Annotated in this window: 9 protein-coding genes; all 9 read right to left on the bottom strand. The window is 64.1% G+C overall.

Annotated elements, in window-relative coordinates; translation table 11 throughout:
* Nucleotides 1–3 precede the first annotated feature (3 nt).
* A complete protein-coding gene (locus ACEWQZ_RS08455; RefSeq protein ID WP_476482639.1) occupies nt 4–1,890 on the bottom strand; it encodes a DUF1302 domain-containing protein in 1,887 nt (628 codons plus the stop codon).
* 16 nt (nt 1,891–1,906) lie between these two features.
* The gene (locus ACEWQZ_RS08450; RefSeq protein WP_476482638.1) at nt 1,907–4,063 is read right to left on the bottom strand and encodes an alpha/beta hydrolase; all 2,157 of its coding nucleotides are present in this window, start codon (nt 4,061–4,063) and stop codon (nt 1,907–1,909) included.
* A gap of 303 nt (nt 4,064–4,366) precedes the next feature.
* Nucleotides 4,367–6,199: a dihydrolipoyl dehydrogenase gene (gene lpdA, locus ACEWQZ_RS08445; RefSeq protein WP_476482637.1), complete on the bottom strand. Its 1,833-nt coding sequence runs from the start codon at nt 6,197–6,199 to the stop codon at nt 4,367–4,369.
* A gap of 54 nt (nt 6,200–6,253) precedes the next feature.
* Complete coding sequence (locus tag ACEWQZ_RS08440) at nt 6,254–6,757, bottom strand: retropepsin-like aspartic protease family protein (RefSeq protein WP_476482636.1); 504 nt, start codon at nt 6,755–6,757, stop codon at nt 6,254–6,256.
* Nucleotides 6,754–8,139 (bottom strand): dihydrolipoyllysine-residue acetyltransferase, encoded by a 1,386-nt coding sequence (locus ACEWQZ_RS08435; protein WP_476482635.1) that lies wholly within the window; start codon nt 8,137–8,139, stop codon nt 6,754–6,756. Before ACEWQZ_RS08435 ends, ACEWQZ_RS08440 begins: the two co-directional genes overlap by 4 nt.
* Before the next feature lie 162 nt (nt 8,140–8,301).
* On the bottom strand, nt 8,302–10,977 hold the full coding sequence (aceE, locus tag ACEWQZ_RS08430; protein WP_476482634.1) for a pyruvate dehydrogenase (acetyl-transferring), homodimeric type: 2,676 nt from the start codon (nt 10,975–10,977) through the stop codon (nt 8,302–8,304).
* A gap of 69 nt (nt 10,978–11,046) precedes the next feature.
* Nucleotides 11,047–11,466 (bottom strand): prepilin-type N-terminal cleavage/methylation domain-containing protein, encoded by a 420-nt coding sequence (locus tag ACEWQZ_RS08425; protein WP_476482633.1) that lies wholly within the window; start codon nt 11,464–11,466, stop codon nt 11,047–11,049.
* 120 nt (nt 11,467–11,586) lie between these two features.
* Nucleotides 11,587–12,804: a hypothetical protein gene (locus ACEWQZ_RS08420; protein ID WP_476482632.1), complete on the bottom strand. Its 1,218-nt coding sequence runs from the start codon at nt 12,802–12,804 to the stop codon at nt 11,587–11,589.
* Nucleotides 12,801–13,613: a hypothetical protein gene (locus ACEWQZ_RS08415; protein ID WP_476482631.1), complete on the bottom strand. Its 813-nt coding sequence runs from the start codon at nt 13,611–13,613 to the stop codon at nt 12,801–12,803. Before ACEWQZ_RS08415 ends, ACEWQZ_RS08420 begins: the two co-directional genes overlap by 4 nt.
* Nucleotides 13,614–13,762 lie beyond the last annotated feature (149 nt).

The following is a 13,762-nucleotide window of genomic DNA, read 5'->3' as shown; positions in this document are numbered from 1 at the left end:
TGTTTAGAAGGAGTAGCTGAGGGAGGCGGCGATGAAATCGCGATCACCCAGAAGGTTGTTGTTGCCGGCACCGAAGAAGTTGGTGTACGACAACCCTGCCTGCCAGGCTGACTGATACGAGAAGTCCACGCCCAGGGTCACCTGCTTGCGCCCTTCGATGAAGTTGCCGCCCGGGCCGGGAGAGACGCCGTCGACATCGTGGTTGAAGGCCACGCTGGGCGTCATGTTCCAGGCCGTACCGAGCACGTTGTTGTAGGTTGGCGCCATCACCAGGCGATAGCCCCAGCTGGTATCGGTGGCATAGCCGCTGGTGGTGGTGGTCGGGCTGCGGGAGTTGCCGCCACTCTGGCGCGAAGGGCCGCCGAAGGTGTCGGTACCCGGGCCTTCAAAACGCAACTCGCTGGGGTCGGGCAGATCCCAGACGTGCGTGACCCCGAACTCACCGACCATGGCCACCTGGTTGGCGCCGAGCCAGTTGCCCGGCCCGAACACCTTGGTCAGGGTGAACTGGGCCTGCGACACTTCGCGGCGCTCGTAGCCCTGAATGTATTCGCCCGGCTGGAACTGCCCAAGCTGGCTGATGAAGCGGTTGTAGGGCTCGGGAATGGCGGCGTTGAGCGGCGACAGGCCGGCGTAGAGCAGCTCCACATCGTCGATCTGGAGAGGCACGTTGTCGCGATAGCTCACCTCACCGGCCACCGACCATCCCGACACCGTGGTGTTGAAGCTTGCACCCCACAGATCGATGTCTTCAGGATAGCCGACGATGACGGCACCCGAGGACGGCTCAGCGCTGCTCACGGCGCGGCCGGAAAGCAGCGGCAGCCGGCTGTGGTAGCGCAGGTAATAAAGGCCGAATTCGGTGCTGTTGAGCGCCGGGGCGTAATAGCGCAGGGCGGCCCCGAACTGGCCGCTGTCGCTGGCACGGTCATCGGCCGCCCGCGGAAAGGCAGCGCTGCAACCAGCAGCAACCAGTGGCGGCGGCAGGCCGCTGTCGGATGCCCCGAAATTACCGCCGCGACAGACGGCGTTGAACAGATCGGGGTTTCTGACCGGCTGCGGCACCAGGCCGAAATTGAGCATGGCGTAGCGACCACCGGCGGTGGCGAAATCGTTGGTGGCGAAGAACGTGCCTGACGGCTCGGCCTCGACGTAGTCCCACTCAGCCATGACCACGGCCTCGACCGACAGATTGGGCGTGACGTCGATCGAGCCCCAGAGCATGTTCAGCGGCAGAAAGGCATCCTTGAGCTCGGCGCCCGCAGTACGCAGCGCGGTGACATCGACCGGGTTGATCGAGTTGATGCCGCCGGCCAGGAAGGTGCTTTCGCCCCAGCTGACGACCTGCCGGCCAAGCCGCAGCGAAAGCAGGCGATCGCCCATGAAGAAGTCGCCATAGACATAGGCGTCGAGCAAGCGTGCGCGTTCACCGGCCTGATCCTTGGCGGCGTCGGGCAGCTCGTCCATGTCGTTGAGGGTGAAATCATAGAAGTAGTTACCCCGGACGAAGGCGCCGATGTTGTCATAATTGATCGCCAGCTCGGAGTTGATACGGGCCTGGTTGAAGATCGGATCCCATTGATCGAAGTTGAGGTTGCCGTCGTCGGAGTTGGCTGAAAAGCGCCCCTTTGCGGCGATCTGCTGCGCCAGCGGGCGCTGAGACACCTCCGGATCGAAATGTGACTTGGCCACCAGTTCGTCATCGCGCTCGGAAGCGCGCACGCCAACACCGTAGCTTACGGTGGTATCGAGACGGATCTCGACATCATCGGTACTCAGGTCGATGGCATGAGCCGGCTGGGTGGCCAGGGCGAGCCCGACGGCACCGGCCAGCAGGCCTGGACGGAGCCCGAGCACGCGCCGAGTGTTCTTGAATGCTTGACGTTTCATGTTCGGATTCTCCCTCTCAGTCTTCGGTCTGGATAAGTGACGGATCGCCAATGAGAACCATCGCGCCACCGGAGGCCATCATGCTGGCCGCCTCGCCCTGCATTTCGGCGGTCACCGCCGGGCCGGCGGTCGGATCGAGCAGCGAGCCGTGCCCGCCCTGCAGCAATCGGACCGCGCCGCGGATACCCATCGGGTCCTGCGTGGTCTCCGTAATCGCCTCCAGGCCCATGACCCGGATCAGCGGTTCGGTGCCGGAAAGCGGCGCCCCTTCGACCGCGTTGGGCACCACTGCGTCGCCGGCGACCTGCTGCAGCAGAACGGTGTTCTGGGCGGTTGCCATCGCGCCCCAGTTGATCGGATCGGCCGCGTCGATCACCGTCTGTGCGGCCAGCAGGAACTGATAATAGTCAGGCGAGTAGGGCTCGACGCCCGCCGACTCGAGACCCGCGCGAATGACCGGCCCGAAGGTCTGTGATCCGGCCAGCAGGTTGGCGACGCCGCCGCCGGCGACCGACAGCACGCCGTTGCCCACGGTCGGCTCAACGGCCAGGAAAGGCGTGCCCGTCATGGCGCCAAGCGAGAGCCCGACAAAGTGGATGCTGGAACCATCAAGATCACTGACACCGTCGCCGTTGATGTCCATCTCCGGCACGTTCAGGGCCAGAGTCGACAGGTCGATCTGCGCCTGTCTCAGGTTGTCGCGCGAGGTCAGCAGGCTCTGCAAATTGATGAACCAGGCACCCGAGTCGTCGATGATGCCGTCAGGTCCCGGCGCGCCGCTGTCGTTGTTCTGCAGGTCGAGATCGAAGGTGCGCTCCATTGCGGCCGCCGCAAAGGGCGTATTGCCGATGTAGAGCGGGCTGGTCTGGTCGGTCACGCCGTGCAGCGGCATGTCAATGGCAACCATCGCGAAACCCTGCGAGGCCATGGTGTCGGCCAGGGCCAGCATTTGTGAGCGATCCCCGGTAATGCCGTGCTGGAAGATCACCACCGGCCAACCTGCCGACGGGCGCGGCTGCCCCGAAGTCTCGTTGGGCACGGTCATCAGCAGCGGGATCATCGGCCGGGCCGTTTCCACAGGAATCGGATTGGCCACCGTGACGTTGGTGGATTCTGGGTTCAGGCCCAGCTGGTCGAACGGCGGCACGTAGTTGCCGGGCGCGGCTTCCCAGAAGGCGGTCAGGGGTGCGGTCGGATTCTGCTGCGAGGGCACGCCGAGAAAGTACGGCACTTCCATGATGCCCATGTACAGGTCGGCCAGGCCTGCCGAACTGCCCGGCGGCAACACATCGGCCGTGGTCAGGCAGCTGTCGGGCGCAAGGCAGGCCGGCGCCACCTGACTGCCGGTCGGGCCGATGACCGAGCGCAGTTTCGACAGCACCGGCGTGATCGACTGCGTGGTGGCCGTGGAAGAGACCACGATGCTGTCTGCGGTCACACCCTGCGAGGCTGCCGCGGCCAGGTGCGTATTGATCACCTGTCGCAGCGGCTCCAGCGCCTGCGCCGTGGGGTTGTCCAGCAGCGGGTCGGTGCTGTTGCCCGCCTCGTCGACCAGCGGATCGGGGCGCTTGGCCAGAAAATAGGGCTGCGCCGGAGTGGCGGGATTGCCGCTGGTATCGGTAATACCGTCAGTCAGCACCGCCATGTAACCGGTCATTTCCTGCAGCGGCTGGAGCGGCACCACGGCAAGCGTCTGCCCGCTGGGGTCAGACGACGCCACTGCGGCCACATACTCCCGGCCCGGCACCAGTTCGCGATTGACGCCGGAGACGACCGGCTGCCCCTGCACGAAAGTGACTTCATAAAAACGAACGGTGCTGCCGGGAATCACGCTGGCAGGATCGATCGGTGCGGTGAAATCGAAGGTCCAGGGCGCCACGGTGCTGAAACCGTCCAGCGCGTTCATGGCCACTGCGGGATCACCGTAGTCGGTGGGGTCGGCCACCGGGATATTGAGCGTCATGTCGTCCGTATCCGACAACAGCAGCGTGTTGGGAAACGGAATCTCGCCGCCTGCGGGATCGAAGACCGCGGTGATGACACCATCGACAGGCTGGCCGTCGGGCTGGGTGGCGGGCTCTTGATCGACGGCACGGTCGACGCTGGAACTGCCGCCGCAGCCGACCAACCATAACAGTGCGAGCACGGGCGCCAGGAATCGGCATGACTTCATCGGACTTCTCCCCTAGGCAGAGATGGTTCAGGTGTTGCTCAATACTGTCCAGTATGGCGCAGCATCCAGCTTTCTGGATTGTATGATATGAACAACTTCTTTACTTTTGCAAGCAGCCGGAACCCGGCTGCCGACAAACGCCCGGCGCCAGCGCCCGAGGAGAGCGGCGGCAGCGTTGATCCGGCCGGGGTTCACGCGCGGGGAGAAGGCGCGTGAGCCGACAGGGCAGCCCATCGGTGCCGACGACGACCGTCGGCGGGCCGCCCGCTCGGAAGTGGCCGGGCCCGCCGCTCGGCCGACGCTTTACCTGTTCTTGTTGGGCAGATACAGGTCGGTAATCGTGCCCTGGTAGGCTTCGGCGGCCATCATCACCGATTCGGAAAGCGTCGGATGCGGATGGATTGTCAGGCCGATGTCGTCGGCGTCGCAGCCCATCTCGATGGCGAGCGCCAGCTCCGAGATCAGGTCGCCGGCGTGCAGGCCCACGACGCCGGCGCCAATGAGCCGGTTGCTTTCGGCCTCGAAGATCAGCTTGGTGAAGCCCTCGCTGCGGTCCATGCCCAGAGCGCGGCCGGAAGCCGCCCAGGGGAACTTGCCGACGCCGTAATTGACGTCGCCGGCCTTGCACTGGGCCTCGGTCAGGCCGACCCAGGCGACTTCCGGATCGGTATAGGCCACCGAGGGAATGACGCGCGCGTCGGCGGCGCGCCTGTGGCCGGCGGCGACCTCGGCGGCCACCTTGCCTTCGTACGAGCCCTTGTGCGCCAGCATGGGCTGGCCGACGATGTCGCCAATGGCGAAGATGTGATCGGTGCTGGTGCGCATCTGGCCGTCAACCTTGATGAAGCCCTTGTCGTTGACGTTGACGCCGGCCGCTTCGGCGTTGAGCCGATCGCCGTTGGGGCGGCGGCCAACGCAGACCAGCACGCGATCGAAATCGGCAGTTTCCGGTGCGCCCTCGCCGTCGAGCTGGGCGGTCAGCCCCGAGTCGTCGGCTTCGACCTTCGCAACCTTCGTTTCAAGATGAAACTCGACGCCCAGCTTCTTGAGATGCTGCTGCAGCGGCCTGACCAGATCGGCGTCGGCGCCCGGGACAAGCTGCTGCATCATCTCGACCACGGTGACCTTCGAGCCCAGCGCGCGGAACACGCAGGCCATTTCCAGGCCGATGATGCCGCCGCCGATGACCAGCAGGCGCTCCGGCACCTCGGCGAGCTCGAGCGCCGCGGTCGAGTCCATGACGCGCTCGTCGCCCTCGGGCAGCCCGGGAATGTCGACCACGCGCGAACCGGCGGCGATGATGCACTGATTGAAGCCGACGGTTCGCGTTTCGTCGTCGTGCTCGACGCTCAGCTCGTGTTCGCCGCTGAACGTCCCCGAACCCTGAATGACCTCGACGCCGCGCTTTTTCGCCATTCCGGCCAGGCCGCCGGTGAGCTTTTTCACCACCGAGTCCTTGAAGCCGCGCAGCTTGTCGAGATCGATTTCGGGCGCGCCGAAGGCCACGCCGTGCTCGCCCAGCTGCGCCGCCGAATCGATCACCTGACCGACGTGCAGCAAGGCCTTCGATGGAATGCAGCCAACGTTCAGGCAGACCCCGCCGATGGTGTCGTAGCGCTCGATCAGCGCGACTTTCAACCCCAGATCCGCGGCGCGGAAGGCCGCAGTGTAGCCGGCCGGCCCGGAACCGAGCACGGCCAGATCGAATTCGTACTCGTGATCGCCGGGGTCAACGTCGGTGTCCGCTCTGCGTTCACCGCCGGCCGTGCGGGGCTCGTCAGCCGGTTCGGCGTCGCCTGATTCTGCAGCTGCGTCCGGGCCAGCAGACGACTTGTCGGGGGCACTATCGCCCTCATCTTCGGCGCCGGCCTCGTCAGCGCCCTCAGCGGCGGCTGCGGAAACCTCAAGGGTCCCGATCACATCGCCCTGGCCGACTTCATCGTCTTCGGAGACCTTGAGCTCGACCAGCTTGCCCGATTCGGGTGACGGCACTTCCATCGTCGCCTTGTCCGACTCGAGCGTGATCAGTGACTGCTCCTTCTCCACCGTGTCGCCTTCTGACACCAGCACCTCGATGACGGGCACCTTGTCGAAGTCACCGATATCGGGAACCCTGATTTCCTGTTTCTTGCTCATGGCATTCGTCTCGTTCTGTGTCTTGTCGCCGATCGCGGCTACTGCGCCCGCGACCTAAATCCTTGCCACCAATCGTAACCTGCCGCCGGACTGGGTCATTTCCAGGTTCTTGAGAAAACTCATTCCCAGCAGCACCGTTTCGCTGCGAGCCGGGCTGATCGCTGCGCGCACATCGCGCTGAACGATATCGCCCAGGCGCACCTCGTCGAGGCGCGTCATCCAGCCGGTCACCGGCCCGGCCGCGGTTTCCAGCCCGATGCGCGCCATGCGCTCCAGCCCCAGCCGGTCAGCCAGATCCTCGGGCACCGACACCAGCGTGGCGCCGGTATCGACCAGGAAGGTCACCTCGCGCCCGCTGATCGCGCCGCTGGCGATGAAGTGCCCCTGACGATCGGATTCCAGCACCACCTCGATGCTGCCGTTGACCCGACTGCTGGCGACCTGCCGGTTGGGATTGCTCCGATCCTCGATCAGGCCCGAGAAGACAAAGGTGAGCAACAGCAGGAAGCCGACCGCGGCGGCCAGCATCATGCCAAAACCCGTGCGCTGCTGGCTCAAAGCAACAGTCGCCTCAGATCCTCGAGCTGAGTGGCCAGATAGCGGGTAAAGCGAGCTGCATCCGCGCCGTCGATGACGCGATGATCGTATGACAGTGACAGCGGCAACATCAGGCGCGCGGCGAACTGCTCGCCATCCCATACCGGCTTCATCTCCGAGCGTGACACGCCCAGGATGGCCAGCTCTGGCGCATTGATGATTGGCGTGAAGGCAGTGCCGCCGATGCCGCCCAGGCTCGAAATCGAGAAGCACCCGCCCTGCATTTCACCCGGCTTGAGCTTGCCCTCGCGCGCGCGACCCGACAGGTCGGTCAACTCGGTCGCCAGCTCCAGCAGTCCCTTCTGGTCGGCGTCGCGAATGACGGGTACAACCAGGCCGTTGGGCGTATCCACGGCCACGCCGATATGGAAATATTTCTTCCTGATCAGCTTCTTGCCGTCGTTGGCCAGCGAGGCGTTGAAGTGCGGGAAGGCCTTCAGCCCGGCCACCACCGCCTTGATCAGGAATACCAGCGGCGTCATTTTGGTGCCGGCGTCCTCGGCCGCCTGTTTGTTGGCCTTGCGGAAGGCTTCCATTTCGGTGATGTCGGCTTCGTCGAACTGGGTGACGTGCGGAATCGATACCCAGTTGCGGTGCAGATTGGGGCCGGAAATCTGCTGGATGCGCGAGAGCTTCTCTTCCTCGATATCGCCGAACTTGGCAAAGTCCACCCGCGGCGGCTCGGCAATGTCCAGGCCCGCGCCGGCCGTCGCGCCGCCACCGGAGGTCATCGCCTGCTTGACATGGTCCTTCAGATCCTGCTCGGTGATGCGCCCCTTGCGCCCGGAGCCCTCGACGCCGACCAGATCGACACCCAGCTGGCGCGCCAGTCGGCGCACCGCCGGCGAGGCATGCGGCAGCTTCGACGGGTCCATATCCATCGCTTCGAAAGGCACCGGCGGCGCCGGCAGCCTGTCGGCACGGCCCGCCGAAGCGGCATCCGCTTGCGAGCTTCGGCTTTCCGTTGCGGCGGTATCGGTATCTTCGGCGGTCGCTGGCCTTTCGGCCGGCGCCGGGGCCGAGTCCGAGTCGCCGGCAGCGTCTTCACCCTCCCCGTCGGCTTCGGCCTGGTCGTCACCCGCGTCATCGCCGGCGTCTTCAGAGGCCACCTCGACAATACCGATCACATCGCCCTGACCCACCTCGTCGTCTTCGGAGACTCTCAGCTCGACCAGCTTGCCCGACTCCGGTGATGGCACCTCCATGGTGGCCTTGTCGGATTCGAGGGTGATCAGCGACTGCTCCTTGTCGACCGTGTCGCCTTGCGATACCAGCACCTCGATGACCGGCACCTTGTCGAAGTCGCCGATATCGGGAACCTTGATCTCTGTTCTGTTGCTCATGACATTCGTCTCGTTGTGTATCTGGTGCCCGCGCAGGTCGGGGATGACATTCCCGACGGTCAACGCATCTGGTCTGTACACGCGTCAGCTACGCGTGAACAAGCCTGCCAGGTCGTCCGTCGCGGATGTAGCCGCGACCTGCGTGCCGATGTTCGCGCGCGCTCACACGGTTGTCGGCAGCGGCTTGTCCGGATCGATATTCAGCGCGCTTCGGGCCTTGATCAGCTTGTCGTCATCGAACTTGCCCTGACGATTGAGACCGACCAGAGCCGTCCAGGCGACGTAGTAACGATCGACCTCGAAGAAGCGGCGCAAATTCTCGCGCGTGTCCGAGCGCCCGAAGCCATCGGTACCCAGCACCAGGTAGTCATCGGCCGGAACAAACTCGCGCACCTGATCAGCATAGGCCCGAATGTAGTCGGTAGCAGCCACCACCGGCCCCTCACGATCCTTGAGCAGGCCGGTGATCCAGGGCGTGGTCGGCGACTGGTCGGGGTTGAGCAGGTTGCGCCGGGAGGCTTCGTGCCCGTCCTTGCGCAGCTCGTTGAAGCTGGTTACCGACCAGATATCGGCACCGACGCCGTAGTTCTGTTCGAGAAGGTCGGCGGCCGCCATGACTTCGCGCAGGATCGCGCCCGAGCCCATCAACTGCACGCGCGGGGCGTCTTTCTGGCCCTTGGCTTCGCGCAGCAGGTACATGCCCTTGCGAATGCCCTCTTCGGCGCCTTCCGGCATGGCCGGGTGCTGGTAGTTCTCGTTGAGCACGGTGATGTAGTAGAAAACGTCTTCGCCTTCGCCGTACATGCGCCGCAGGCCATCCTGCAGGATCACCGCCAGTTCGTAGGCAAAAGTGGGGTCGTAGCTGACGCAGCAAGGGATGACGCCGGCCTGCACGTGGCTGTGGCCGTCCTGGTGCTGCAGGCCCTCGCCATTGAGCGTGGTCCGCCCGGATGTGCCGCCAATCAGGAAGCCGCGCGCGTGCATGTCACCGGCCGCCCAGGCGAGGTCACCAATACGCTGGAAACCGAACATCGAGTAGAAGGCGTAGAACGGAATCATCGGCACGCCGGTGGTGGCATAACTGGTGGCGGCAGCCATCCAGGAACTCTGGGCGCCCGCCTCGGTGATGCCTTCCTGCAGCACCTGGCCTTCCTTGGCCTCGCGATAGTAGGCCAACTGATCGGAGTCAACCGGCTCGTAGAGCTGACCGAAGGGCGCATAGATGCCGATCTGGCGGAACAGACCCTCCATGCCGAAGGTACGCCCTTCGTCACAGATGATCGGCACCACGTTCTCCTTGACGTTCTTGTCGCGCAGCAGCAGCGACAGGCAGCGCACGTAGGCCATGGTGGTCGAAATCTCGCGCTCGCCGGTGGATTCCAGCAGCCTTGAAAAAGCGTCCAGATCGGGCACCTTGAGCGTGTCGTTTTCGACCCGGCGCTGGGGCAGATAGCCACCGAGCTCTTTCCGACGCTTCTTCATGTACTTGATTTCTTCGGAATCTTCGCCCGGGTGGTAATACGGCACGCCTTCGAGCTGGTCGTCACTCAGCGGCACGTTGAAGCGATCGCGGAAGTACTTCACACCCTGATCGTCGAGCTTCTTCTGCTGATGCGAGATGTTCTGACCCTCGCCCGACTGGCCCAGGCCGTAGCCCTTGATGGTCTTGGCCAGGATGACGGTGGGCTGACCCTCATGATGGGTCGCTTCGTGATAGGCCGCGTAGATCTTGTGCGGGTCGTGGCCACCGCGGTTGAGCCGCCAGATATCGGCATCCGACATGTCGGCGACCATTTCCTTGAGCTCGTCGTAGGCGCCGAAGAAGTGCTCGCGTACGTAGGCGCCGTCATTGGCCTTGTATTTCTGGTAATCGCCGTCGAGCGCTTCCTGCATGCGCCGGCGCAACAGTCCCTTGGTGTCGCGCGCCAGCAGCGGATCCCAGTAGGAACCCCAGATCACCTTGATGACGTTCCAGCCCGCGCCGCGGAAGAAGCCTTCCAGCTCCTGAATGATCTTGCCATTGCCCCTGACCGGCCCGTCCAGGCGCTGCAGGTTGCAGTTGACCACAAACACCAGATTGTCGAGCTTTTCGCGACCCGCCAGCGAGATCGCGCCGAGCGATTCGGGCTCGTCCATCTCGCCGTCGCCGAGAAAGCTCCACACGGTGCGCTTGTCGGCGTCGGCCAGGCCGCGATTGGTCATGTATTTGAGGAACCTGGCCTGGTAGATCGAGGTGATCGGGCCCAGACCCATCGACACCGTCGGAAACTGCCAGAAATCGGGCATCAACCAGGGGTGCGGATAGGAGCTTATTCCTTCGCCGTCGACCTCCTGCCGAAAGCCGTCGAGCTGCTCTTCGCTCAGGCGCCCCTCGAGAAAGGCGCGGGCGTAGAAACCGGGCGAGGAATGCCCCTGAAAGTAGACCAGATCACTGCCGTCGGCGTGATCCGGCCCCTTGAAGAAGTGGTTGAAGCCGACATCGTAGAGCGTCGCTGCCGAGGCAAAACTGGCGATATGCCCGCCCAGCTCGCCGCCGCGGCGGGCGGCGCGCACGACCATGGCCATGGCGTTCCAGCGAATGATCGAGCGGATACGCCGCTCCATGGCGCCGTCGCCGGGCATGGTCGGCTCACGGTGTAATGGAATGGTGTTGATGTAGGCCGTTGTCAGGTCAAACGGCAGGTGCGCGCCGGAGCGGCGCGCCAGTTCGACCAGGCGCTCGAGAATGAAGTGCGCGCGCTCGGGGCCGTCGCGGTCGACAACCGCGGTCAGCGACTCAAGCCACTCCTGCGTCTCCTGGAAATCGATATCGTCGGGATGGGGATACTCGTGCGCCATGCCAGTCCTCTTCAAGGGCGTATTCGTTATCAGACCCTCTATTGTAACGAGTGGCTGCGGCGGATGGCGTTACTTGTAGGCGAGTACGCAGGGCACCTTCTGGGGAAACGGAACCTCGAGCGTTCGCGTTACCCAGAACAGCGCCTCACCCGGGCCGGGAAGGCTTTGCCACTGACCTGAAGGCGTTGCCGAAGTGTAGGTAGTGGCGGTGAAATCTGCAGCCACCTCGGGCAGGAATGCGGCCACAGCGATCTGGCAGGTTGAAAAGCCCGTCTGATCGAAGGCGACGCAGTCGTCAGCCCCAGCCTTGCAAGCCATGTGATTAAGCGTGTCGTTGGAGATCAGCGCCTGGGCCTGCGCCTGGATACGGGCATCACGCGCCTGCTGCGACAGGTCAATGAAGCGCACGGTGGCAACTGCCGACAAAATCCCCAGCAGCACGATGACCGTAACCAGCTCGATGAGCGTAAAGCCCGAAACCGGCTTCATGACAGCCGCTCAAGTGACACGCCACTCCAACCCGCCAAATCGTTCTCGACAACATTCACGTCCACATTCATGGCCGAAGTATAGTCGCGCGTCGCGGCAGGCTGTCAAGCAAACCCAGGGCTATGGAGAATCCGGGCCGGCACTGGCATAGAAGGCTCGGGTTCGCTCGAATAACGGGCCGAGCCTGAGAATATAACGCTCCTCGTCCACTCGCTGCAGGTCGAAAGGATGTGCGGCGCCCGGCGACAGACTGCGCCAGTATTCAGGAACGTCCAGGTCGCTCAAATCAAGCGTGGGAAGGTCAGCGTCAATCGGCTGGAATTTTCCCGGCGCTTCCATGATGTAATCAGCAGTTTGCGGACTGGCGGCTGTCATTGCCGCCACGCGAACCGAGAGCGGGTGAGCAAGCAGGCCAACGCTCGCGCCGAGCAGGAGCGCCACAACCAATCTTTCACGTAAAGGGGCCGGGTGCGACAGTATCGCGCCGGCCAAAAACACCACGCCTGCAGCCAGCGCCAGCGAACCAAAATCGGGTGACCACAGTGGGCGAATCGGCGCCAGCGCCACGAAGTGAAGCGCCGCGGCCAGCGCCAGCACCGCCGTCAGCACAAGCATGATGATCAGCGACCGGAAGTTCAGCAGATCCACCGGCGCGTCGCCGGGGCGCGCCTTGGGCCGCTTTCTGGAAGGCTTGGCCATGCCCAGACGCCCCCGAAACCCCAGCGGCCGATATTCAACTTCGATACCGCGGCGCTTAAGGTGCTGGATCAGGGGATGTGACTCGGTCAGCTCATGCAGGCGCCCGCCCGATCTGAAGGCCATCAGGTCGGGCCGCTTCAGCGGCTCGCCCACTGGGTCCCATAACAGCAGCGCCATAGCGTACTCCTGCTGGCCGCTTTCAAGCACCAGCGTGGTGTTGATCCAGCTCTGGGCTTGCCGTGCACTCACGTCCGGTCGCTGGACAACGGCACGGTCAATAGCCGTCCAGGGCAGTTGCCAGTCCTGCCGCAGCCAGCTATTCGGGCCGTGATGCCGATGGGGCGAGCAACGAATGCCGTTTGCATCAACGATCAGTTTCGATTTTCTGGCCAGACCCGCGACATGGGCCAGCAGCGCGCTCAGCGCGATGATGCCCACAAGCGCTGCCGCCAGCGCCCAGACGGGCTGCTGCTGCAGGTCTTTGAGCATGGTCTCGGTCAGGCTTTCAGACCCCAGCGTACCCAGGGTGATCAGCACCGCCAGCGAACCGGCAACAATCCACAGGCCGCGCCGCATGTTGACGGGGCTGAGACGATAGCGAAACCGGGTCGGCAGGGTCGAATCTTCCGCCAGGCTCATTCGCCGCTCAGATCCCAGGCGTCCAGCCATTCGACAGACTCGAGCTTAAAGCCCGCTTCCGCGGTCAGGCGGCGATGAAAATCGGGCAGATGGCCGGCGCCGTAGAACAGCGCCAGATTGCGAGCACCCTTACCCAGTTCGCGGTCAAGAACCGACAGCGCCTTGCGGTTACGCTCGGTGATCAGCACCGAGCCGTCCTCTTGGCCGAGCAGCTCCAGGACGCGCGCCTGATCGACCAGCGACTCGGCCATCATGCGCTTGAAGGCCAACTGCCGATCATCGGCCAGCAGCACTTGCAGCATCTGGGCCTGCTGGGCGGCCGCGCTTTCGGTCACCGCCGATGCTGCCCACATCTGCAAAAACGTGCCAATCCAGCTTTCGTTGCGGCTTTTCATGCTGTCGTCGAACTCGTCAACGGTCATGTCGGCATGCACGAACTGGGGGCGATCATAGTCAATCTGCTCAAGCTGAAAGCTCAGCCCCAGCGCCTGTTTCATGCCACCCTGCATCAGCCCGATCAGGTTCAGCCCAATACCCGCCGGACGCTCGCCGCCATCGGGATCGCCCACCAGCTCGTAGAGCACCACGTCATAGTCATCGAAGCGACACTGCAGGTCCTCGAAATAGGCCTGGTCAGCCACGTGGATGGCACCGACAAGGTGTAGTCGCCGCCCGTGAGCATCACGATAGTGCGCCAACGCCACCTGCAGGCTCTCCGGCTGGCCCGACTCGTTTTCGACAATGCGCATGAACTGATCGGGCACCTGGGCCCGAAGCGGGCTCACGGCCGCCAGGCTCAGCGCCAACATGGCCAGAGCCACAAGCCGGCACGCTGAGGTGCCGGGCCGCTTCAGGTCACTGGCTGCGCCAGCTGTCTGTCGGTCTGGTCGAGGCTTTTCCATGGGCGGCTCCGGGTTCAGATCATTCCCGCATCGACCCGGACCGGCAGCGGCCGGCC

The sequence above is a fragment of the Wenzhouxiangella sp. YN1 genome, from assembly GCF_056324145.1.
Note: the sequence above shows the minus strand (reverse complement) of the source record. Positions and strands in the feature narration are given on the sequence as shown.